General features: G+C 68.8%; 18 protein-coding genes and 2 pseudogenes. 10 read left to right on the top strand and 10 right to left on the bottom strand.

All coding sequences use genetic code 11. The annotated features are described in order from the left end of the window. Positions 1 to 1,670: 1,670 nt before the first annotated feature. From ACFYR3_RS37260 to ACFYR3_RS37235, 6 genes and pseudogenes are all read right to left on the bottom strand, one after another. Positions 1,671 to 1,874, bottom strand: a complete 204-nt coding sequence (locus tag ACFYR3_RS37260) for a cold-shock protein (protein WP_008734837.1) — start codon at positions 1,872 to 1,874, stop codon at positions 1,671 to 1,673. Continuing rightward, the gene (locus tag ACFYR3_RS37255; protein ID WP_389286397.1) at positions 1,856 to 2,908 is read right to left on the bottom strand and encodes a substrate-binding domain-containing protein; all 1,053 of its coding nucleotides are present in this window, start codon (positions 2,906 to 2,908) and stop codon (positions 1,856 to 1,858) included. Before ACFYR3_RS37255 ends, ACFYR3_RS37260 begins: the two co-directional genes overlap by 19 nt. Positions 2,909 to 3,020: 112 nt before the next feature. Next, positions 3,021 to 3,155: pseudogene (locus ACFYR3_RS37250) on the bottom strand (LacI family DNA-binding transcriptional regulator); the annotation flags it as partial. Positions 3,156 to 3,193: 38 nt separating this feature from the next. Next, the gene (locus ACFYR3_RS37245; RefSeq protein WP_355855063.1) at positions 3,194 to 3,496 is read right to left on the bottom strand and encodes an antibiotic biosynthesis monooxygenase family protein; all 303 of its coding nucleotides are present in this window, start codon (positions 3,494 to 3,496) and stop codon (positions 3,194 to 3,196) included. 28 nt (positions 3,497 to 3,524) lie between these two features. After that, a complete protein-coding gene (locus ACFYR3_RS37240; protein WP_389286394.1) occupies positions 3,525 to 4,373 on the bottom strand; it encodes a GH32 C-terminal domain-containing protein in 849 nt (282 codons plus the stop codon). A gap of 342 nt (positions 4,374 to 4,715) precedes the next feature. Then, the gene (locus ACFYR3_RS37235; protein ID WP_355855058.1) at positions 4,716 to 5,678 is read right to left on the bottom strand and encodes a carbohydrate kinase; all 963 of its coding nucleotides are present in this window, start codon (positions 5,676 to 5,678) and stop codon (positions 4,716 to 4,718) included. Between the two features lie 258 nt (positions 5,679 to 5,936). Here ACFYR3_RS37235 and ACFYR3_RS37230 point away from each other — a divergent pair, with 258 nt between their 5' ends. From ACFYR3_RS37230 to ACFYR3_RS37200, 7 genes and pseudogenes are all read left to right on the top strand, one after another. Next, positions 5,937 to 6,953 (top strand): sugar ABC transporter substrate-binding protein, encoded by a 1,017-nt coding sequence (locus ACFYR3_RS37230; RefSeq protein WP_355855055.1) that lies wholly within the window; start codon positions 5,937 to 5,939, stop codon positions 6,951 to 6,953. Between the two features lie 211 nt (positions 6,954 to 7,164). Further along, positions 7,165 to 8,157 (top strand): ABC transporter permease, encoded by a 993-nt coding sequence (locus tag ACFYR3_RS37225; RefSeq protein WP_389286391.1) that lies wholly within the window; start codon positions 7,165 to 7,167, stop codon positions 8,155 to 8,157. Beyond that, the gene (locus tag ACFYR3_RS37220) at positions 8,157 to 8,993 is read left to right on the top strand and encodes an ATP-binding cassette domain-containing protein (protein ID WP_266765073.1); all 837 of its coding nucleotides are present in this window, start codon (positions 8,157 to 8,159) and stop codon (positions 8,991 to 8,993) included. Before ACFYR3_RS37225 ends, ACFYR3_RS37220 begins: the two co-directional genes overlap by 1 nt. Before the next feature lie 76 nt (positions 8,994 to 9,069). Then, positions 9,070 to 10,101 (top strand): LacI family DNA-binding transcriptional regulator, encoded by a 1,032-nt coding sequence (locus tag ACFYR3_RS37215; protein WP_326784480.1) that lies wholly within the window; start codon positions 9,070 to 9,072, stop codon positions 10,099 to 10,101. 1,913 nt (positions 10,102 to 12,014) lie between these two features. Then, positions 12,015 to 13,520 (top strand): transcriptional regulator, encoded by a 1,506-nt coding sequence (locus ACFYR3_RS37210; RefSeq protein ID WP_389286388.1) that lies wholly within the window; start codon positions 12,015 to 12,017, stop codon positions 13,518 to 13,520. Further along, on the top strand, positions 13,517 to 14,023 hold the full coding sequence (locus ACFYR3_RS37205; protein ID WP_355855044.1) for a helix-turn-helix domain-containing protein: 507 nt from the start codon (positions 13,517 to 13,519) through the stop codon (positions 14,021 to 14,023). The genes ACFYR3_RS37210 and ACFYR3_RS37205 overlap by 4 nt, the downstream gene beginning before the upstream one ends. Next, a pseudogene (locus ACFYR3_RS37200) lies at positions 14,016 to 14,357 on the top strand (sensor histidine kinase); the annotation flags it as partial. The gene ACFYR3_RS37205 and the pseudogene ACFYR3_RS37200, both read left to right, overlap by 8 nt. Positions 14,358 to 14,363: 6 nt before the next feature. On the opposite strand, the gene ACFYR3_RS37195 reads toward ACFYR3_RS37200, so the two are convergent. Together ACFYR3_RS37195 and ACFYR3_RS37190 are read right to left on the bottom strand one after the other, a co-directional pair. Beyond that, on the bottom strand, positions 14,364 to 15,248 hold the full coding sequence (locus tag ACFYR3_RS37195) for a hypothetical protein (protein WP_355855041.1): 885 nt from the start codon (positions 15,246 to 15,248) through the stop codon (positions 14,364 to 14,366). 153 nt (positions 15,249 to 15,401) lie between these two features. Beyond that, on the bottom strand, positions 15,402 to 16,241 hold the full coding sequence (locus ACFYR3_RS37190) for a hypothetical protein (protein ID WP_355855039.1): 840 nt from the start codon (positions 16,239 to 16,241) through the stop codon (positions 15,402 to 15,404). 170 nt (positions 16,242 to 16,411) lie between these two features. On the opposite strand from ACFYR3_RS37190, the gene ACFYR3_RS37185 reads away from it, so the two are divergent. After that, positions 16,412 to 17,488, top strand: coding sequence for a sodium-dependent transporter (locus ACFYR3_RS37185; RefSeq protein WP_355855037.1), 1,077 nt, complete (start codon positions 16,412 to 16,414; stop codon positions 17,486 to 17,488). A 112-nt stretch (positions 17,489 to 17,600) separates the two neighbouring features. Here the strand turns inward: ACFYR3_RS37185 and ACFYR3_RS37180 are convergent, their stop codons facing one another. Both ACFYR3_RS37180 and ACFYR3_RS37175 read right to left on the bottom strand, forming a co-directional pair. Continuing rightward, positions 17,601 to 18,290 carry a response regulator gene (locus ACFYR3_RS37180; protein ID WP_355855034.1) on the bottom strand — a complete coding sequence of 230 codons (690 nt, stop codon included), beginning with the start codon at positions 18,288 to 18,290 and terminating at the stop codon, positions 17,601 to 17,603. After that, positions 18,287 to 19,969, bottom strand: a complete 1,683-nt coding sequence (locus ACFYR3_RS37175; RefSeq protein WP_389286385.1) for an ATP-binding protein — start codon at positions 19,967 to 19,969, stop codon at positions 18,287 to 18,289. The genes ACFYR3_RS37180 and ACFYR3_RS37175 overlap by 4 nt, the downstream gene beginning before the upstream one ends. Positions 19,970 to 20,204: 235 nt before the next feature. Here ACFYR3_RS37175 and ACFYR3_RS37170 point away from each other — a divergent pair, with 235 nt between their 5' ends. Both ACFYR3_RS37170 and ACFYR3_RS37165 read left to right on the top strand, forming a co-directional pair. Beyond that, complete coding sequence (locus tag ACFYR3_RS37170) at positions 20,205 to 21,065, top strand: ABC transporter ATP-binding protein (protein ID WP_389286383.1); 861 nt, start codon at positions 20,205 to 20,207, stop codon at positions 21,063 to 21,065. After that, positions 21,062 to 21,943, top strand: coding sequence for an ABC transporter permease (locus ACFYR3_RS37165; RefSeq protein ID WP_355855026.1), 882 nt, complete (start codon positions 21,062 to 21,064; stop codon positions 21,941 to 21,943). Before ACFYR3_RS37170 ends, ACFYR3_RS37165 begins: the two co-directional genes overlap by 4 nt. The last annotated feature ends 46 nt before the right edge of the window (positions 21,944 to 21,989 follow it).

The raw sequence follows: 21,989 nt of genomic DNA, 5'->3' as shown, positions 1-21,989 counted from the left end.
CCGCGTGGCCGGCGAGGAGGTAATCGAGCTCTAAGCGCCACGACACTCCCCGGGCTCCGCCGAGGGGCAGCACAGGGAGCAGTGTGAGCCACGCCGAGTTCAGGTCGGTACCATCACCAGCCGCGGTACCCCGTGGACGCGAGGCCGGTACGGGCTGCCGCGCGCCCGCTGCGCCAGACGCCTGTCCGGCCCGGCGGAATCTACGGCGGCGTCACCGTCCGATACCGACAGCGGAGACGAGCCGTGGCTTGCGAAACCAGTCCCCAGGTGTCAGCTGAGCTCTCGAGGCGGGCGGCCCACCATGCCGCTGCTGTCGCGTAACGCCTCCTGGAAGCAGGTCTGCCGGTGACCGGGATTCAGAGTTGCGGTCCCTGGCGCGACACGGACGGTGAGTACCTCGATGTGGAGGCCGGCATCTCGTTCACGCCGGCATTCCAGGATCAGCATGGCGGGGTGCCTGCGGGCTCCACTGGGCGGGCACGTCCGGCTGGTGTCTCTACACCGCCGACAAGGAGGACCGGTACCTGTCCGGCGTCCGGTGGCCCGGTGCCGGCCTCCTTCCCGAGCCCCGGCTCGTCGCGGCCTTCGTCGACGCTTTTCGTCTCGGCCCGGCCGGGGCCGGCAGCAGCGAACAGCCGTACTACCGTCAGGAAGGCCAGGACTTCCCCATGCTGCTGGACAGTCTGGCCCCTACCTTCCCGCCCGGCCCTGCCTGTTCGAGGAATCCCAGATCCGATTCGCCGACCTGCACAGACGCGCCTACGAAAACCGCGTGCGGCGGGCACTGGCCTCCTGCTCCTCCGCCCCCAATCCCGCTGGGCGCGACGACGCGGGCGGAGCGGGGTCAGGTGCCAGGCCGCGGGTGCTTGGGAAAATACCCCGGGGCGAGAGTGCCTCCCAGACCACCCAATCACCCAGACAGAGCAACCGGTTTACGGCCGGGCATCCCAGCGGTGTCGCACCTCGCCGAGGGAGGACAGTGGCCGAGGTCGTCGCAGCAGACGAGAAAAAGTGTCCCAGAGAGCGGACGAATCGTTTTGACGAATGTGACGGATGATCATTGGATGACCTCCAGCCGCGGCGCAGAGGCGGGCAGCGGCAAACGCAGAGCCGATGCACGCCTCCCGGACAAGCGCGCCGAAGGCACCCCGCACACGCCCGCCAGCCTCCGAGAAAGTCCCGGACCGGGGCACACCCCTGTGCACACAGCTCGCCAAGGAATGGGCATCCCGCGGCGCCACCGTCCCCTGCCCCGACCCGCTGTGGCAGCATCTGGCCTCTCCCGAACGCCTGACGCACGAGACAGAAGGCACCGTGCGCCGGCGCCACCTGGAAGAGGACACCCACCCCGGTGACCGCACAGCCAGGCCAGCTCAACCGGAGACACCCCGCCGGGCGGCCCGATGAACTCCTCGCGCAGAAGCCCTCACACACGCCGCCACTGCTGTCGAGGCGGGACGCGCTGCCCTGCACGCCAGCCCATCGGCACGGGTACGCCGCTCTCGACACAGGTCAGGGCCGCGCAGCTGCTGTGCGACCCTGACCCGTGCATCACAGATCCCGCCGACGCGCCGGACAAGTCCAGGCATCCGCTGTTCTGGGTTGGCGTACGGGCTACATGGCGTGCCCTGCACGCAAAGCACGGAGCCCTCGGCCGAGGGTGGGGAGGGTCAGGCCGGGTTGATGTTCTCGGCCTGCGGACCCTTCTGGCCCTGGGTGACGTCGAACGTCACGATCTGGCCCTCCTGAAGCTCACGAAAGCCCGAGGAGTTGATCGCCGAGTAGTGCGCGAAGACATCCGGGCCGCCGCCGTCCTGGGCGATGAATCCGAAGCCCTTCTCCGCGTTGAACCACTTCACAGTTCCCGTGGCCATGTCTCATGCCTTCCAGTCGATGAACGCCTCCCACGCCATGCGGAAAGCGGAGGTGATCGCCCTGGTCCCTGCGGCACAGCACAGCAAAACGCCCACGCCGAAGGCGTGGGCAAAGGGGAAATCCGAACCACGACAGCTGACGCAGACGCTACACGCCCGCACACCCCGTCACCAGAGGAAACGATCACGCGGCACGCCCACAACACCGGCGACTGCACGAGTCGGGGCGGCGAAGCGACCGATGCCCGGGCCACCAGCGGGCAGGGCAGCATTTCCTGAGCGGCCGGACCGGGTTCCCGGTCCGGTGTGCCCGTGAGCGCGAGCAGTTGTGCGACATCCCGCGCCCCTATCTCGTAGTGCGGCAGGGCGACGGTGGTCAGCCCGGGGAACATGCCGTCGAAAATCAGTTCCTGGTTGTCGAACCCGATGAACGACAGGTCGGCAGGGATCGACAGCCCCGGTTCGGCGGCGGCGTGGTGGACGCCCATCGCCATCCGGTCGGCGAAGCAGAACAACGCAGTGCGTCGTTCCGCCGCCCGGAGCAGCGTGAGCGCCGCCCGGTACGCGCCGGCAGCCGAGGCGGTCTCGGCCGCCACCAGCCGGGGACCGAAGGTGACGCCGGCTTCCGCGAGGGCCTGCCGGTATCCCTCCAGGCGTCCGTGGATGGCCGGGATGTCGTCGACGTTGTTGATGAAGCCGATCCGGCGGTAACCGTGGCGGAGCAGTTCCTGCACCGCCGTCGCCCCACCCTGCACCTCGCCGGGTACCGCCGACGGTACGGACGGGTCGTCCGCGCGTGCGTCGAGCAGCACCGTGGGGACCGAGCGCAACGGCTCCGGCACCTCCACGACCCGGTGGTACATGGACGCGTACAGCACCCCGTCGACCTGGCGCTGGAGCAGGAGTTCGATCTCCTTGCGCTCCAGCTCCGGGTCTCCGCCGGTGTTCAGCATGAGCAGCAGCGGGTCGTGCTTGGCGGCTGCCTCCTGCGCTCCTAGGATGATCCGGCCCGCGGGGGGGGGCGATCTGGTCACTGACGAAGCCGATGGTGCTCGACCGCTTCAGCCGCCGGCCACGGGCCAGTCCGTTGGGCGCGTATCCCAGTTGCCGGGCCGTCTGCAGAACGCGCTGCCGGGTCTCGGTGTTGACGCGCTTGCCCTCGACCTCGTTGAGGATGTGGGAGACGGTGGTGACCGAGACTCCGGCGGCTGCCGCCACGTCCTTTATCCCGATCCGCCTGCCCAAGTGGTGCCCAATCGTTTTGGCAAGTGAGTACGGCATGAGACCGCGCCCCGGTGGAGGCCTTTGTCGACGGTTCGTTACGGATTCGTGGCCAGCGGGTTCAGGAACGTCAGCACGGAGGCGTCCTCTTCGATCAGCGGAACGAGGGCGGCGTTGAAAGGGCCGCCGTACGGGGCGTTCAGGTGCGCCTGGAAGGCGTCCTCGTCCCGGTACACCTCGAAGATCCAGAAGGCGCGCGGGGCGGCTGCCTTGGTGTAGACGTCGAAGGCGAGGTTGCCTTCTTCCTCGCGCACCTCCAGGGTGTAGTCGCCGATCAGACGGGCGACCTCGTCCTGTGCTCCCTCGCGGGCGGTGAACTCGGCGAGCAGGGTTTTCTTCACGGTCTCGTGTCCTTGTCAGTCGTGGGCGTCACTTGTGGGCGGAGTCGAGGTGCCAGACGACGGCCTTGTCCAGCTTCACCGAGCCGTTCCCGGCGAAGACCGACACTCTCTGGCTGGCAGGGTCGGGGAAGATCTGGTCGGTGATCGAAACCGCGCCGCTGCCGCCGAACACCTCGACGGCCACCAGTCGACGAGGATCCGCAGCTTCACCTTGCCGTTCTCGGCCTTCAGCGCGGTCCGGACACCGGGAAGGTGCTGTTGAAGTCCACGGCGCCGGAGTGGGTGCGGTCGACGTACACAGCTCCTGAGTCGTGATGTCGTAGCCGATGACGGTCTCCTCGCCATTCGCGCCGGTGCGCACCTTCAGACCGAAGCGTTCGGCGTCCTTGAGGGAGAGGGTCGCCTCGATGTCGAGAGCCTTGCCCTGCGCCGCGGGGCCGATCAGGGTCTTGGAGGCACTCTTGACGGTGACGCCGGACGCGGTCACCGCGTGCGGCTGCCACAGGGGCCACACCCTGTTCACGGGCCGGCTGGTCAACAGGATGCTGCCGTCGACCGTACGCAGGGCCATCTCCCCGAGGATGCTCTGCGCGCCGCGCCAAGGTGACGTGGGGATGACCCCGCTGTAGTCCCAGTTGTTCATCCAGCCGATCATGTACCGCTTGCCGCCCGGCGCGTTCTCCCAGGACACCGCCGTGTAGTAGTCCTTGCCGTAGTCGGCCCAGTCGGCGCGCTGCACGACGGACTTCGCGGCCGTGTCGGTGGCGGTGAACCGGTCGGCGAGGAGGTGGCCCCAGCCGGCGGTGTTCATGTCGACGATCTGGATCTGCGCCTCCTTGCCGGCGTAGGAGCGCATGTCGAAGGAGGCCCGGTCCAAGTCTCGCTGTTGGAGCTGCGGACGACCTTGCCGTCGACGATCAGGTTGACGGACGTCTCCTGGGAGACGAGCTGGGCCTGGGTGTCCGAGAGCCTGCCGGGATACACGTCCAGAGCTCATGGTGTCTCCTGCGCTGTGGCCGTCCACTGGGCGGAGCCTGCGGCTCGTGCGTGGCCCGACCGAAACGTGACGCCCTGGTCGGCGTCGTCGTCCAGGCGGCCGAACCGGGGGTGTCATCGTTGACTTGTGTCATCGTTGACATCAAGTGGCCCGATGATGTGCGGAATCCGGCGGACGCGTCAAGGGTTGGGGCGGAACTGCCCGGCGCGGCCCGCCCGCCCGTCAGGCGCCGCCGGCGGCCGCAAGCTGCGCCAACTGGTTCCGCCACGGCGGATTGGGACCGGCGACCGAGCAGGTCAGGGCCGCGACCCGGGTGCCGAACCGGCAGGCTTCCGCGACCTCGTCGAGACCGAGATCGGCCAGCCGGCCACCGAGGAGTCCGCGGGCGCCGAGGTGGTGCAGCAGGCCGGCGGTGAAGGAGTCCCCCGCGCCGACCGTGTCGACGACCCGCGTGGCCACCGCGGGCACCCGCAGCCGTTCGCCGTCGAGCGAGGCCAGGGCGCCGTCTGCGCCGAGCGTGATCACGACGAGCCGTACCCCCGCCGCATGCCAGATGTCGCACGCCTGCTCGGGCGGAGTGCCCGGCAGGAGGAGTTCCAGGTCGTCCTCGCTCAGCCGCAGGATGTCGGCGAGAGCGCACCAATGCGCCAGCCGGGCGCGGTAGACCTCGGGGCGCACCAGCAGCGGCCGGACGTTGGGATCGATGCTGATGGTGGCCCGCGGAGCAGCAGCCGCCAGGAACTCCTCCACCGCCGCTCCGCCGGGCTCACGGACCAGCGCCAGCGACCCGGTGTGCACACAGGCTGTTTCGGACAGATCCACCCTTGCCAGTTCCCCTGGAGTCCACTGCCAGTCGGCCGTGTTCTGCGCGTGGAACGAGAACGCGGCCTGCCCGGTGGCGTCCAGCTCCGCCACGGCCAGCGTGCTGGGCTCGGCGGCGGCGACGGCGTACGACAGGTCGACGCCGGACGCCTCCAGGTGGGCGCGGAACAGGCGGCCGAACACATCGCCGGACAGGCGTGCGAGGAAGCGGGCCGGCGTGTCCAGCCGGGCCAGGGCCACCGCCGTATTCGCAGGTCCGCCGCCAGGCAGCACCCGCAGGGCGAGCTCGTTCGAGGCGTTTGCCGGTTCGGCGAAGGCGTCCGCGACGCACTCTCCCAGAACGGTGATCTGACGCGGGCTCATGGGCTGCTCTCTCTCGGAAGGCTCGGGAAGAACGGGCAAAGGGGCGGTGCGGCGACACAGCCACTGACCGACCGCGCGGAGCCGACGACTGGGGACGTTGCCAATTTGTGACGAGTGGAAGGCATTGACGTTGCCGGGATCCGGAGTCCATCATCCTGGCCAGGCAGTGTCAACGATGACATAAGTCAACGATGACACCCCGGGCGGCACGCTCTGATCCCAACCCCCGTGCCGCCCGCTATTCCACAGGAGTCGATCATGTCTCGCACCACTCGCCTGTCCTCGTCCCTCCTCCGAGCCGCCGCGGTCACGGGCGTCGCGGCACTCACCCTGACGGCCTGCGGGTCCGGCTCCGGTTCGGGCTCCACGAGCTCCGGCTCGGGCAAGGTGAAAGTCGGTCTGATCACCAAGACCGACACCAACCCGTTCTTCGTGAAGATGAAGGAGGGCGCGGAGAGGGCCGCCAAGGAGAACGGTGCCCAACTGTCCACCGCCGCAGGCAAGTTCGACGGGGACAACGCCGGTCAGGTCACCGCCATCGAGAACATGGTCGCCGCCGGGGTGAAGGGCATCCTGATCACCCCGAGCGACTCCAAGGCGATCGTGCCCGCGATCCAGAAGGCCCGTGCCAAGGGTGTTCTGGTCATCGCGCTGGACACGCCGACCGAGCCGGAGAGCGCGGTCGACGCTCTCTTCGCCACCGACAACCTCAAGGCCGGCCAGCTGATCGGCGAGTACGCCAAGGCCGCCATGAAGGGCAAGACGGCGAAGATAGCCGCCCTCGACCTGGCGCCGGGCGTCTCCGTCGGCGTCCAGCGACACAACGGTTTCCTGAAGGGCTTCGGCGCCACCGACAAGGACGTCGTGTGCGCCCAGGACACCGGTGGCGACCAGGCCAAGGGCCAGACCGCGATGGAGAACTGCCTGCAGAAGTCACCCGACATCAACGTCGTCTACACCATCAACGAACCGGCGGCCCTGGGCGCTTACACCGCGCTGAAGGCCAAGGGCCGGGAGAAGGACGTCCTGATCGTCTCTGTCGACGGCGGCTGCGCCGGCACCCAGGCCGTCAAGGACGGCAAGATCGCCGCGACTTCGCAGCAGTACCCGCTGAAGATGGCCTCCGAGGGCGTCAAGGCAGTCGTGACGTACGCCAAGGACGGCAAGAAGGCGTCCGGTTACACCGACACCGGCGTCACGCTGATCACCGACAAGGCGCAGGAGGGGGTCACGTCGAAGGACACCGCCTATGGCCTGGAGAACTGCTGGGGCTAAACCCCCCAGGGACTGTCGTCACCTTCCCGTCGTCCGCCCGAGGCAGGCGGGAAGGTGACGACAGCCCCAGGACCGTACGACACCGCCACTTCCCTCAGCGGGGCGGTCGGCCCACCTCCCCGACCAGGGACGGCCGCCCCCCTTGTCCCGTCGGCGGGGCTTCTGCCCTCGTCCTCCGACAAGGACATCTGTCTTCCGACAAGGACTTCGCATGACAGCCACGACAACGCCGTACTCGGAGCTCAAGGCACCGACCACAGCCCGCAGACTGCTCACGGCGCCGACCACCGGACCCCTGGCCGCCCTCCTCCTGGCCTGCGCCTTCTTCTCCTTCTCGACCGACCAGTTCCTGACCGGCGGGAACTTCTCGCTGATCGTGCAGCAGGTCATGGTCGTGGGCACCCTCGCTATCGGGCAGACCCTGATCATCCTCACGGCGGGGATCGACCTGTCGTGCGGGGCCGTGATGGCGTTCGGCAGCATCGTGATCGCCAAGATGGCCGCCGAGGGCTCCCTGCCCCCGCTCCTCGCCGTCGCCCTGGGCCTGGTGGTCTGCGGCGGGTTCGGTCTGCTCAACGGGTTGCTGGTGCAGAAGATCCCGCTGCCGCCGTTCATCGTCACCCTTGGCATGCTCAACGTGGCGTTCGCGCTGACCCACATCTACTCCGAGGAGCAGACGGTCACCAACCTGCCCGGCCCGCTGACGGCCCTCGGGGAGACCTTCCCGCTGGGCCACACGGACATCACCTACGGCTCCCTGGTCACCATCGCCCTGTTCCTCCTCCTCGCCTACACGCTGAGCAGCACCGGCTGGGGACGGCACGTCTACGCCCTGGGCAACAGCGCCGAGGCCGCCCGGCTCAACGGCATCCGTACCTCTCGCCTGACCATCGGCATCTACACCATGGCCGGTCTGCTGTACGGCATCGCCGCCCTGCTACTCATCTCCCGCACCGGAGTCGGCGACCCGCAGGCCGGGCAGACCGACAACCTCGACAGCATCACCGCTGTGGTCCTCGGCGGCACCAGCCTCTTCGGCGGACGCGGCTCGGTCCTGGGCACCTTCATCGGCGTCCTCATCGTCGGCGTGTTCCGCAACGGCCTCCAGCTGATGGGCGTCGCCTCCATCTACCAGACCCTGATCACCGGAGTCCTGGTGATCCTCGCGGTGACCGTCGACCAGCTCTCCCGGAAGAAGGCCTGATGACCGTCACCTCCTCCCCCACGCCCGTACTGCAGGCCCGCGGTCTGGTCAAGCGGTACGGCCAGGTCACCGCCATCGACGGCGCCGACTTCGACCTGCTCCCCGGTGAGGTCCTCGCCGTCATCGGCGACAACGGCGCCGGCAAGACCAGCCTGATCAAGGCCCTCACCGGCGCGGTGACCCCCGATGCGGGCGAGATACGACTCAACGGCGAGCCCATCACCTTCTCCGGCCCGCAGAGCGCACGCGCCCACGGCATCGAGACGGTCTATCAGGACCTCGCCGTGGCCGCCTCCATGGACATCGCCTCGAACATGTTCCTCGGGCGCGAGCTGCGCCGCCCCGGCGTCCTCGGCAGTGTCTTCCGCATGCTGGACAAGAAGCGCATGCGCCAGGAGGCCGCCGAGCACATGGCCGACCTGAAGATCGGCCTGCGCTCGCTGACGCAGTCGGTGGAGACGCTCTCCGGCGGACAGAGGCAGGCCGTCGCGGTCGCCCGTTCCGTCGCCTGGGCCCGCTCCGTCGTCGTCATGGACGAACCCACCGCAGCCCTCGGCGTCAAGGAGTCCGGCCAGGTCCTCGACCTCATCCGCCGGGTCCGCGACAAGGGCATGCCGGTCGTCCTGATCAGTCACAACATGCCCCACGTCTTCGAGATCGCCGACCGGATCCACGTCCACCGCCTCGGCCGGCGCGCTGCCGTGATCAAGCCCTCCGACTACTCCATGGCCGAGGTCGTCGCCATCATGACCGGCGCCCTCACAGTCGACGAAACCGGAGATACTGTCGTAGCGGATTCGGAGGCCGCGAAGGCCGCCGGAGTCCGGGCCACCTGACAGCACTACCCAGCTCTCGCATCTTCCGGCCGAGGCCGCGGCCGGAAGCGAGAGCCCTCAGGAGACGGTTTCCTCCATGGCAGCGAACCGCCGCCCCACCCTGGCCGACGTCGCCCGAGAAGTCGGCGTCAGCGCCAAGACGGTCTCCCGAGTCCTCAACGAGGACGGACCCGCCTCCGCGCAGACCAGGGAACAGGTACTCGCCGCAGTGGCCAAGCTCGGCTTCCAGCCGAACCTCATGGCCCGCAACATCCGCATCGGCGGCCCGGACACCACCATCGGCCTGGTCATTCCCGACCTCGCCAACCCCTTCTTCGGAGCCGTGGCCCGCGCCATCGAGGACACCGTCCGCGAACGCGGACTGACCCTCCTCATGGGCTCCTCCGCGGACGACCCCGAGCGCGAACGCGCCCTGACGGACAAGTTCCTCGCCCGCCGCGTCAGCATCCTGATCGTCGTACCGTCCGTCGGCGCCGACCACTCCCACCTCAAGTCCCACCGTACGGCGGGGCTGCCCGTGATCTTCCTGGACCGACCCGGAGTCGGCCTCGCCACCGACAGCATCGTCAGCTCCAACCGGGCCGGCGCCCACGACGGCGTCGCCCACCTCATCGCCCACGGACACCGGCGCATCGGCTTCGTCGCCGACCTGCCCGTGAAGCTGTACACCCGCCGTGAACGTCTGGCCGGCTACCGCTCGGCACTCCAGGAAGCCGACATCCCCGACGACCGCTCGCTCCTCGCCAACGCCCACAACCAGCAAGGAGCCGAGGCCGCGACCGCCCAACTCCTCGGCCTGGCCGATCCCCCCACAGCGCTGTTCGCCGGCAACAACATCATGGCGCTGGGCATCGTCGCCGAACTGGCCCGCAGCAAGCGCAAGGACGTCGCCGTCGTCGCCTTCGACGACGTCTCGCTCGCCGAGGCACTCGAGCCGGCCCTGACCGTCGTCGCCCAGGACGCGGAAGAACTCGGCAGGGCAGCCGCGACCACCGCGCTGACCCGACTCGACGGCGACCGCACCCGCGCCCGCACCATCACCGTCCCCACCCACCTGGTCGTCCGAGGCTCGGGCGAACTCCCTGTCGCTGCGTTGCAGGAACCGTGACCAGGAGTTGGCGCCGAACTGCACCGCCAGGCAGGCTGTCGAGATCGGCCGGCCGGCATTGCCGCTCTTCGGTATGGCGGTGAACCCGCAGGTGGCACTCCCCTGACCGCGTCGGGAGAGCATCGCCGCGCCGCAAGCAGCGGCACGGCCGTCCTCGGTGCTCTCCACGCGAGCGAAGGTGATACTCCCTTCGCTCGCTCCTGTCCGCGGGCCAGGCACGTTCTCTCCGCGCAAGCAGAACGGTGGCAGCACGATGATCTCGTTGCCATACACCTCTACCAACGGTGGGAGCCTCAACCGACCTGCCCGGCCTCCACTCCCTGTGCCCCTCGTCGATGGCATACCTCCATCGGAACAGACGCCGACGTGAGAAGGTTCCTGGGCCGTTTTCAGTACGGGCCGTTTCTCCCGCACCGCAGTCTGGTGGCAACCCAGTGATCCAAGTGTCACGCAGCACCCTGATCGCCTGCTGCGGCTCCGCCACCCACCCCAGCAGCGTCGGGCAGGATGGCGCCGCGGCAGCCCCTTCCGATTCCCTGCGTCCAGCCAACGCCCCGAATTCGGCGCCCAGCCACTCACAGAGGCCACATGCAGCGGCTTCCCCCGCTACGAGCCAAGACATCCGTGCAGGTCAGAACAGTTCGAACTACCATTGGCGGCAACGCTGTTGAGCTCACGCGCAGCGGATTCACGCCGTTGACCCAAAGTCCTGAATCCGAACGCCCGATGAGGCGTTTCCGCAGGTCAGGACACGGCTAAGGTGGGACCCGAACTCACGGCCGACGGATTATGAGTCCGCTGCTCTGCGCTACGACGAATTCGCTCCCCGCTGACTTCCCAGTCCCAGCCACAGGGCTGGTACCCACCGCCCGAAACCAACCGGGCCACTCCTGGGCTGAGTCACCACCCGACAGCAACCCCGTTTGCGCAAGCCCAAGCAGGCATCCCGCGTGTGTCACCGCGTGACGAACGGCCGGTCGATGACCGTCTCCGCGCGTCCTTCAGGCCATCAATCTGCTCGCGATTCCTGCCCCCAAACCTTCGCGCCACCTGCCCGACCTGCGACAACACACTGAAGAGCCGAAAGAAGGGCAGATTCGACCCGGATTCGACCCCGAAGCCGGCACACGCACCGACGAACGCATTTGATCTGCGACCATGCAATTTCTGCTCCTGTACCACCAGGATCCGGCACCAGATTCGCCACAGAACTCTAAAAACTGTCATACGTGCATAATTTTACGAGCAGAAACGTGGCTCAAATAGCCACGGGAGATCGAGGTCGGCGCGGCGACCCAGGCGACCCAGTGGACGAGCATCGCAACCGCCACCGGGGAGGACACTCACGCATCACCCCGCTGACGTGGCATTTCATCGGACATCTTCCGTGAGACGGAAGCGCTATTGCGCCCTTGTCATGCCCGTCCCGACGATGTCCCCACCATCCGGAGACGGGAGCCGATCTTCATGCCGCACATGACCGCATTCGCCAGGAACCAGTGGTACAGCTAGCGCACCTTTCTGACCTGCACTTATGCGAGGCGATGAGGCTGTGACCTGCTAGGACGGGTTGCAGAGGCGATCGGAGGCAGTCAGAGGAAATCGCTCTGATTCGACCCCGGTTCGACCCGGGTCGCTCAGAGGCAGTCAGAGGCAGCAGCCCCTGGAACTGGCCTTTGAGGGACCCGAGTTGACCGGTGTGGATCACGAGTGGGCCACTCTGACGATCCTCTGCATCGACCTCGGTCGAGCTGCGATGGGGACGCCTGCCTCCGCTCGGGGCCAGTCGTACGAGGGCCTCCAGGACGGCCATCCTGGGGATCTTGCTGGCGCCGATGGAGGTCGGTTCCGGATGCCGCCCGTGGTTTTAGCGGGCCTGGGTGGCGTCCACGTCTTTGCGAGACGACCCCACCGTGACAGACAGCACCCACCAGCCACTCCCCCAACGACGCGTCACCCACCTCCGCGGCCCCCTGGGCCTGTCCCGACTGCCGTCAGCTGCGGCCGATCTGATCCTGCTCGGCGACCTCACCGGCCGCTACGCCACCGGCAGTTACAGCCGACTCGCATCCGATCGCCGAAGCCTGGTCCTGCGCGGGGACCGTCAGGGCGCGGCCGAGCACGGTCACCGCATCACCGCGGCCATCGCCTGCCACGTCGCCCGCGCCGGCGGCAGCCTCGACCAGCTGACGCAACTCCTGCTGCACCCCGAGCACGAAGGCGGACGGCACACCCGCGGCATCGCGCTGCGCTCCGGGCAGACGCGCGCCCTGGACTACGTCCGCCGGGTCTGGGCCAGCGCTGTCCAGACAGTCAGCGCCACCGTGGCGCTCGGCTCCCGGGACGACGCCTACGAAGTCCTCGTCGCGCTGCGGGACCGCATCGAGACCACACCGTGGCGCGGTAAGCGGGGACGGACCGCGCTGCGGGTGCTGCGGGCTCATCTGAACTTCGCCGAGATCACGGGCGGACTCCTGCACCACGCCAGCGAGCGCCAGACCGCCGAAGAGGCGGGCATCTCCCGCACGACACTGCGGGCCGTCTACGAGACGGTCCTGAAGCCGGGAGGCTGGCTGCGCCGGCTGCGGGTCGGCCATGACCGGGAGGGCTCGACCTGGTACCTGAGCGACGGCAACATCCCCGGTCACCGTGTCCCAACTCTGCTGTCTCGTTTCCGGACCACTCAGTTCCCCCCCGACCCGGCACTTGGGGAGTGGACCACCCCTGAGACGGCCACCACCGCCGACATCGACTCCACCGTCCTCGCACGTCTGATGGGCCACGACGCCTTCGCCCACCACGGCCTCGGCAGCGCCGCCCTCATGCTCATCAGTGCCCTGCACCAGCGCCCCGACCAGACGGCCGTTGACCTCGTCGGTACCGCCTCGGTCTCCCGCGCCACCACCTACCGGACCCTCAAACGCCTCGCCGACCACGGACTCGTCCACCACACCGGGGAGACCTGGGCCCTCGCGCCGCGTGCCCTGGAAGGCTTCGGGATCAGCCTCCCCGATGGGGATACCGGCCGCGCCGCGGAGCCGGCACGGGGCTGGGACACGGTCGCCGAGCAGCACGGCACCAGGGGCATCGCGGCTCAGCGGAAGGCCCTGCACGCCGTCGAGCGTGCGGCCTACCGGGAAGCGCTGGACCGACTTGTGGGGCACCGCATCAAGGCTGTGGTGATCGTCCGCGACGGCCGCCAGGTCCTGGTCCCTACGCCGCGCCCCGACGAGATCTCGCCGACGTGGCACGCCCCGGACGGGCGCGTCCTCGACCCGGCCACCGGCCACGCTGCCGCCGACTGGCGGGTCGCCACCGACGGCCGGCTGATCCTCATCACCCCATCGGACCAGCGCAGTTACGACGAGCTGGCCGCTGCCCATGCCGAAGCCCTCAGCGAATGGGAGTCCGTCGCATGAAACCCCCTCCCCCAGTCACCTCCGATGCGAGCGAGGCGGTGACGCCCGAAACTCTGCGTAAGCAGTACGAGGCCGGTGCCACGGTCGACGAACTGGTCGCCGCCAGCGGCCTGTCCTACGGCACGGTCCTCAACCGGCTACACGATGCCGGGACCGTCATGCGCACGTCGTGGCAGACCCGCAGGCTGCGCCAGGACCCACAAGCCCGCAAGCGACTCGCAGCCCACCTCCGCACCCTCTACGAGCAGCACGGCGCAACCCTCACCGAACTCGCCGCAGGCGCCGGAGAGACGAGGCGTGCTGCCCGGCGCTTGCTGATCGAAGCCGGCGGCACCGTGCGCACCACGCAGCAGACGCTGCGGATGCGCGCCGCAGCCCAGGCCGCCGAGCGGCACAAGCTCGCGCTGTCCCTGCGGGCCCGGTACGAGGCGTGGGCTGGTCGAGGGCCTCGACGCGCGGGTGCAGCTGAAGACCGTCGTCGACGTTCCGGACCAGCAGCTTGAGGCGGGCGTCGCTTCCGCTCTTCTCGAACGCATCGTCAGCCCGCTGCTGGCCAATGCCGTTCGCTATGCCGGCTCCACGGTGACCGTGTCCGCAAGGCAGTTGCCCGGCGGCGTCCGCATCGACGTCACCGACGACGGTCCTGGCGTACCGGAGGAGTTCCTCGACGATCTCTTCCAGCCCGGCCGACGCGCTGACTCCGGCGACGGGCACGACGGGGCGGGCCTGGGACTGCCGCTCGCGCGGCGCCTGGCCCGCGCCGTCGGCGGCGAGGTCTCCCACGACCCCGGGCACACACCCGGAGCACGTTTCCTGGTCTCCCTGCCCGCCGGATGACGTGACTCAGTCGGCCCGCCGGGCGACCGGCTCCCGCTCCGTCATCTGCGGTGTTCTGCGCTCCTGCACCTGCGCGTATGCCATCAGCCCGACCAGAACCGCCAGCAGCACGGCGGAAGATCCCGCGGTGCCGAGGTCCAGGCCGCCCTTGGTGACCGGCTTGGTCAGGAAGTCACCGACGGTGGCTCCCAGCGGGCGGGTGAGGACGAAGGCGACCCAGAACAGCAGCACGTTCGGCACGACCGGCACCTTCATCAGCGAGACGAGGACGACCAGTGCGCCCGTCACGAGCAGCGCGCCGCCGACGTAACCGAGCCCGGAGCTGTCGGAGAGGAAGTCGCCCATGGAGGTGCCGAGGGTGTTGGAGACGAGGATCGCTGACCAGAACAGGGCCTCGCCGCGGAAGGTGACGATGTCCCGGATCTGGAAGGTCATCCCGGACATCTTCCAGACGGCAAAGACGACCAGCAGGATCGAGATGAGGATCGCGGCACCGGTCGGGTAGCCCATGCCAAGGCCCTGCGGACCCCAGCCGAGCGAAGTGGCGCCGCCCGAGAGGAACTTGGCGCTCGCGTCACGGTTCATGAAGTCGGACATCGTGGTGCCGGCCATGCTGGTCGACAGGATCACGGTCCAGTAGAAGAACGGGTTGTAGCGGCTGGACATGAGCTGGACGACCAGGGTCACCACGAAGAGCATCAACAGCGCGATCGTGGTGAGGAAGTAGCCGAGCTTGAGAGTCTGCGCGAAGAGGTCGCCAGCTGTCTCGCCGAGGGTGGTCGCGGCGATCTTCATGATCCAGAACGCCAATGTCACTTCTGGGAGTTTCTTCATCACCGACTTGGTCTGACTCGCGACGTCCAACTCGGTGAGGAGATCCGGTTGCTCCAAGGTGGGGGGCTCCTATTCGGAAGAACGGCAGGGCGCCCGCCCCGCGATGGGGGACGAGCGCCCTGCGAGAAGAGGCGACCGTGAGGGCGGTCGCCGGAGTCGACCTTGGCAGCGTCAGCCCGAACGCATCCTGAACGCCTGCAGCTTGCCTGCTCAGGCCGCGTGTCGGGCGGTGTGCTGAGGCTGCGCCACGTCCTTGCGGGTCACTGAGAGGTACACGACCAGGCCGAGGATGACCGTGAGGAACAGCGCGCTGGTGATGACGGTCCCCAGGCCCAGGCCGCCGTCGCCGGTGGGCTGGGAGAGGTAGTCGCCGATGGACGCGCCGAGCGGACGGGTGAGGATGTAGGCGATCCAGAAGCTCCACACGGCGTCCAGGTCGAGCTTGAAGTGCGCGAGGGCGACTGCGGCGATGGCCAGGCCGAACAGGACCGCGGAGAGCCAGTAGCCCAGGTCCATGCGCTCCGAGACCAGGTCACCGGCCGCGGTGCCGAGGGCGAAGGTGAACAGCACGGCGAGCCAGTAGGAGGACTCGCGGCTCGTGGTGTCGATGTGGTGGATGGACAGGGTCCGCTCGCGCCGGTACCAGACCACGAAGACGATCGCCAGGATGACCGCGAAGACGGTGGTGGTGGTCTCCAGCGGTACGCCCATGTTGTCGGTGAGGTTGTCGCTGATCAGCGTGCCGACGACGCTGATCAGGGCGACGGCGAGCCAGTACACCCCCGCGCGGTAGGCGGTGGTACGGAACTGCACCACCAGGATGACCGCCAGCAGGGCGCTCATCAGCACCGACACACCGGTCAGGCCGAGACCGGCCTTCTCGTTGAGCAGGTCGGCCGCGGTCTCGCCGACGGTCGTGCACAGCACCTTGATGACCCAGAAGTAGACGGTGACTTCGGGCACCTTGTTCCAGCCCAGTCGGCGACCGGAGGGCAACACCTGGGTGTCGGCCGCCGAGGGCGTGGACGTCTGTGAGGTCTCGTATGCCATGAGGCCCGACCGTGCCACGGGATACCTGAACGCATCCTGACTGCCGTGCGTCACCGGCTGCCCCGTCCGCCTCACCCGAGCATCATGAGTGCCATGACGACACGTGATCACGGCTCCTGCATAGCGGCGTTCCGCCCCCGTCCCCTCCGCCGCCATGGAAGAAGGCCGCCTTGGACCGTTCGACTGCCTCCGCACCGCCTGCCGACCGGGTGACGGCCTGGCTGCGCCGTCGGCTGGGCCGGGCCGTCGTGCTGTCCTACGTCGCCGCCCTCGTCCTGCCCGGGCCCGGCCTGTGGCTGCGCCGCGACCACACCATGCCGCTGGGCACCGTCACCGGTCTGCCCCTGAGCACCGCCCCGCTGCTGCTGTCCCTGGTGCTCTTCTCCGCCGGAGTCCAGGTTCCCGTCCGCGAACTGGGCCGCCTTCTCCGCAAGCCGACCGCCCTGCTGGCCGGAATGGTCCTCCACCTCATGATCCCGCTCCTGGTCATCCCCGTCGTCGCGTTCGGACTGCACCGCACCCCGGACAGCGACGGCGGCAGCGGACTGATCACCGCGATGATCCTGATCGTGGCGATGCCCGTGGCCGCCGGAGCCACCGTATGGACCGGCAAGGGCGACGGCGACCAACCCACCATGGTGGGACTCGTCCTCGTCTCCACGCTCCTCAGCCCGCTCACCATCCCGCTGGTCATCACCACGTTGGTGCCGCTCCTCGACGACGGCTACGCGGAAACGCTCGCAGAGACGGGCCGCACGGTCCACGGCGGCTTCACGCTCGTCACCGTGGTCCTCCCCTGTGCTGTCGGCATCCTGTTCCGACTCGCGCTGTCGATGGCGTGGCTCAGCCGGGCTCTGCGCGTGATCGTGCCCGTGGCGCTGGCCGGATCGCTCGTCCTGACATATGTGAACGCCAGTGGTGCCCTGGGCTCGTTCCTCGCGCACCCACGCCCACTCCTGTTCGGCGCGGCACTGGCCGTGGCTGCGCTCGTCTGCCTGTTGTCCTTCGTGTTGGGCCGGACCGCCGCGCGGCTCCTGCATCTGGACGGCCCCGCCTCCTCCTCGCTGACGCTCGCCTGCGGCATGAACAACAGCAGCGCGAGCGCGGTCCTGATCACCATCACGCTGCCCGACAAACCACACCTGCTCCTGCCGGTGCTCGCCTACGGGCTGTTGCAGAAGACAGCCGCGAGCCGGGTCGTGCGGACAGAGGGTCATCGGCACCCGCCCTGCCCCGCGTCACCGTGAACACCGCCCCGGTGACGGGAGGCAACCGCATCAACGCGGTGGCGAGACACGCACCTGGTGTAAGACCCATCCAGCCGTCCGCTCGACGGGCTCAACAAACGAAAGCGTCCGCTCAGTGCGTGATGCGGTACAGGTGCTCGGGACGGCCGGTGGCCCCGTAGCGAAGTTCGAGGCGGACCATGCCCTCCTTGACCAGGTAGGAGAGATAACGCTGAGCCGTGGCGCGGGAGACGCCGGTGCGTTCGGCGGCCTCCGCAGCCGACAGAGCGTCGTGCGCGCCGCGCAGGGTCTGGTGCAGCAGGGCAAGCGTCGGCGCGGAGTGTCCCTTCGCGGGGACGCGCGGCACGGCCGGCGGCCGGGCGGCGCTGAACAGAGCGTCCACGTCGGCCTGGTCGGTCTCGGGGACCGTACCCAGGGCGTCCATACGGTGCTGAAGCTCCCGGTAGGCGGTGAGCCGCTCGGCGAGGTCGGGCGCGCCGAAGGGCTTGACCAGGTAGCCGACGGCGCCGAGCTTCATCGCGATCCGTACCGAGGTAATGTCCCGATCGGCGGTGATCATGATGGCGTCGGGGCGGTCGCCGCCCTCGTCGCCGCTGAGCCGGCGCAGCACGTCCAGTCCGCTGCCGTCCGGCAGGAAGATGTCGAGCAGCAGCAGGTCGGGGTGGCGGTCGCGCACCGCGGCCAGCGCCTCGGCCACCGTCGCCGCCTGGCCGACCACCTCGAAGCCCTTGACGCGGGACACGTAGTCGCAGTGGATGCGGCTCACTCGGAAGTCGTCGTCCACCACCAGGGTCCGGATCACCAGCGATCGCCTCCCGCCACGCGGTCCAGCACCGGTGAAGCCGTCGTGAACAGGGCGCCCCGTGGGCCGGGCGCGGTATCGGGCACCGGCAGCATCACGGTGAAGACGGCGCCGGGCCCTTCACTGACGGCGATCGTGCCGCCGTACCGCTGCACCAGCCGGTGGACGAGCGCGAGGCCGAGGCCGCGCCGGGCGGTGCCGCGGTCCGGGCGGGTCGACCAGCCGTCCTCGAAGATGGACTCGGCGGCGTCCGGCGCGATGCCGGGGCCGGTGTCGGCCACCTCCACCCGCACTGCGTCCACGGCCTCAATCAGCGACAGACAGACCTCGGCACCGCCCGACGGCGCCGGTCCGGTCGCGGACGCGTCGATCGCGTTGTCCAGCAGGTTGCCGATGATGGTCAGCAGCCGGCGCAGATGCGGCGGGTCCTCGCCGAGGGCGGAGTCCTCGCTGAGGACGATCCGCACCCCACGTTCCGCGGCCACCGTGGTCTTGGCGACGATCAGTCCCACGAGCAGCGGGTTGCCGATCCGTTCCCGTACGGATTCGGTCAGTGCCTGCTCGGCACCGGCCGTTTCGACGGCGAACTCGTAGGCGGCGTCGTGGTCGCCGATGTCCAGGAGTCCGGCCACCGTGTGCATACGGTTGGTGAACTCGTGCTGCTGTGCACGTAGCGCGTCGGTCAGCCCGCGCACCGAGTCCAGCTCGCGCAACAGACCGATCATCTCGGTGCGGTCGCGCACGGTGACCACGGCGCCCAGTTCCCGTCCGTGCAGGGCCACCGGCATCCGGTTGACGACCAGGCAGTGGTCGTCGGTGAGCACGCTGATGTCGCCGCCCGCCAGGGTGCCGTCCAGGGCGCGGCGCAGCCGCCCGTCGGGCACGACTTCCGCCAGCGTGCTGCCGAGCGCGGTGCCGAGTCCGAGCAGGTCGCGGGCCTCGTCGTTGACCAGCGTGATCCTGCCGTCCGGGTCGAAGGCGACCACTCCCTCGCGGATTCCGTGCAGCATCGCCTCCCGGTCCTGCAGCAGTCCGGCGATCTCCTCCAGCTCCAGCCCGAACGTCGTCCGCTTGAGCCGTCTGGCCAGCAGCAACGCGGCCGTCGAGCCGAGCGCGACGGCGATGGCGCTGTACAGGCCGAAGGTGGGCAGCTCGCGCCACAGCTCACCCAGCACATAGTGCTCGGGGATCCCTGCGGACACCTCGCCGACCAGCTTGCCGGTCGGCCCGTACAGCGGAGTCTTGCCGTTGGCAGAACGGCCGGTCGCGCCCTGGTCGGTGCCGACATGCGTTCTGCCGTCCAGCACCACAATCCGGTCCCCCGTCGGTTCACCGACCAGCGCCGCGTCGGGGTGCGAGTGGCGGATACCGCGCAGGTCGAGCACGACCACGTACGACGCGCCCGACGCCTTCCGGATCCGCTCGGCCACCGTCTGCACCACGTCGCCACCGCCCCCGTACTGCATGGCGTGGCGGATCTGCGGTTCCGCGGCCGTGGTCTCGGCGATGGCCAGGGCCCGCTTCTCGTAGGCACGGTCGATCTCGCCACGCTGCGCGAAGGCGAACAGCACGAAACCGATCAGCCCGGTCAGCGCCAGGATGGCCAGCTGGTTGGCCAGAATCCGCGCGGAGAGCCGCCCCTTCCCACTGCGGCCGATCGGGATACGGATGCGTGTCACGGGTGTCTCTTGCCTGTCGTACGGCTGCCGGGCGCGGCCCCTGCGCCGTACCCGTGGTGGCGTGATTGTGCTCCCGGCACAGGCATTCTGCCCACCCCCGGCGGCTGAGCAGAACGAGCAAAAGCATGGCTAACACGGCTAACGCGGGATACGGATGAAACAGCGACGTAACACCCGCCGGCCTCTAGCGTCTGCCTTCCTCGACCTCCGAGATCAGGGAAGGAGACGGCCTCAGATGGCTTCGCGAAACGATGTGGCGGTGAGCCCGGTCGCCGAGAATGCCGGCCAGGACAGCGCGCGAGTCGAGATTTCCGGACTCACCAAACGATTTCTGACTCCCTCGGGTGAGGTGTTCACGGCACTTCAGGACGTTTCGTTCACCGTGGAGCCCGGCCAGTTCTGCGCGGTGGTGGGCCCGACCGGCTGCGGGAAGTCGACGACGCTGGGCATGGTGTCCGGGCTCGACCGGCCCAACGAGGGATCGGTCAAGGTCGGCGGCCGTGAGGTGAACGGCGTCACCGACGGCGTCAGCTTCATGTTCCAGGCCGACGCGCTGCTGCCCTGGAAGACCGTCCTGGGCAATGTGCTGATGGGCCCGGTCTTCCGCAGGGTGCCCAAGCAGCAGGCCCAGGCCTCGGCGCGCGACTGGCTGCGGCGGGTGGGTCTGTCTGGGTTCGAGGACCGCTACCCGCACCAGCTCTCCGGCGGCATGCGCAAGCGCGTGGCGATGGCCGCGGCGCTGATCAACGAGCCCCGGATCCTGATCATGGACGAGCCGTTCGGCGCCCTCGACGTGCAGACCAAGGCGATCATGTCGACCGAACTGCTCGGCCTGTGGGAGCAGATCCGTCCGTCGGTCATCTTCATCACCCACGACCTCGACGAGGCCGTGGCCCTCGCCGACCGGGTCGTCGTCATGACCTCCAGCCCCGGATCGGTCAAGGCGGTCTTCGACATCGACCTGCCCCGTCCGCGCGGCTCGGTCCAGGAGATCCGCTTCCAGCCCCGCTTCATCGAACTCCAGCACCAGATCTGGGACTCGCTGCGCGAGGAGGTGGAGCGCGCCTACGCACGCACCGCAGGAGGTACGGCATGAGCACGACGTCCGCTGTTTCGCCCACTCCCGTCAAAGGCAGCGCACCGACCTCGGGCGCGGCCGCCGCCAAACGCGCCCTCCGGCGCCGCACCGGCCAAGTGTGGGCCGGTCGTATCGGCCTCGCGGTCCTGGTCATCGGCGGCTGGCAGGCGTTCACCACCTGGGGGATCGTCGACCCGTTCTTCTTCGGGCAGCCGTCTGGCATCGCCAAGCGGCTGGCCGACCTCTTCCAGCACGGCACCGAGTTCGGGTCCTTCTACTCGAACGTCTGGACAACCATCCAGGAGGCGCTCGCCGGCTTCGCCCTCGGGGCCGTCACCGGAGTGATCTTCGGTGTGGCGCTCGGCCAGAGCCGCTACCTCTCCGACGTGCTCGGCCCCTACATCAAGATGGTCAACGCGATCCCGCGGATCGTCCTCGGCTCGATCTTCATCGTCGCGTTCGGCATCGGCGTACTCCCGAAGATCCTGCTCGCCGCGGTGCTGGTGTTCTTCATCGTCTTCTTCAACGCCTTCCAGGGCGTCCGCGAGGTCGACCGCAACATCCTCGCCAACGCCAAGGTGCTCGGCGCCTCGCAGATGCAGATCATCCGGCACGTCATCGTGCCGTCCGCGCTGACCTGGATCATCGCCAGCCTGCACAGCGCCTTCGGCTTCGCCATCGTCGGCGCGCTGGTCGGCGAGGTGCTCGGCGCACAGAGCGGCCTGGGCCTGGTCATCAAGACCGCGCAGAACAACTTCGACCCCAACGGCGTGTTCGCCACGATGCTCGTCATCTCGGTCATCGTGCTCGGCGCCGAGTGGCTGATCGGCAAGCTCGAGCACCGGCTGCTGTCCTGGCGCCCGCCGGCCCCGACCGAGGCGTCTAACGCCCTCTGACCCCTCTTCCCCTCCCCTGTTCCGACCCAGAAAAGGAATGTGGCCA

The sequence above is a fragment of the Streptomyces sp. NPDC005784 genome, assembly GCF_042871525.1.
Classification (GTDB): domain Bacteria; phylum Actinomycetota; class Actinomycetes; order Streptomycetales; family Streptomycetaceae; genus Streptomyces.
This window is presented reverse-complemented; position numbering and strand designations above follow the sequence as displayed.

Bases quoted from the DNA above. Each gene is read 5' to 3' on its own strand.
- ACFYR3_RS37225 (WP_389286391.1), top strand. From the start codon at position 7,165: ATGACAGCCACGACAACGCCGTACTCGGAGCTCAAGGCACCGACCACA.
- ACFYR3_RS37170 (WP_389286383.1), top strand. From the start codon at position 20,205: ATGGCTTCGCGAAACGATGTGGCGGTGAGCCCGGTCGCCGAGAATGCC.
- ACFYR3_RS37190 (WP_355855039.1), bottom strand. From the start codon at position 16,241: ATGGCATACGAGACCTCACAGACGTCCACGCCCTCGGCGGCCGACACC.
- ACFYR3_RS37165 (WP_355855026.1), top strand. From the start codon at position 21,062: ATGAGCACGACGTCCGCTGTTTCGCCCACTCCCGTCAAAGGCAGCGCA.
- ACFYR3_RS37220 (WP_266765073.1), top strand. From the start codon at position 8,157: ATGACCGTCACCTCCTCCCCCACGCCCGTACTGCAGGCCCGCGGTCTG.
- ACFYR3_RS37260 (WP_008734837.1), bottom strand. From the start codon at position 1,874: ATGGCCACGGGAACTGTGAAGTGGTTCAACGCGGAGAAGGGCTTCGGA.
- ACFYR3_RS37205 (WP_355855044.1), top strand. From the start codon at position 13,517: ATGAAACCCCCTCCCCCAGTCACCTCCGATGCGAGCGAGGCGGTGACG.
- ACFYR3_RS37215 (WP_326784480.1), top strand. From the start codon at position 9,070: ATGGCAGCGAACCGCCGCCCCACCCTGGCCGACGTCGCCCGAGAAGTC.
- ACFYR3_RS37230 (WP_355855055.1), top strand. From the start codon at position 5,937: ATGTCTCGCACCACTCGCCTGTCCTCGTCCCTCCTCCGAGCCGCCGCG.
- ACFYR3_RS37235 (WP_355855058.1), bottom strand. From the start codon at position 5,678: ATGAGCCCGCGTCAGATCACCGTTCTGGGAGAGTGCGTCGCGGACGCC.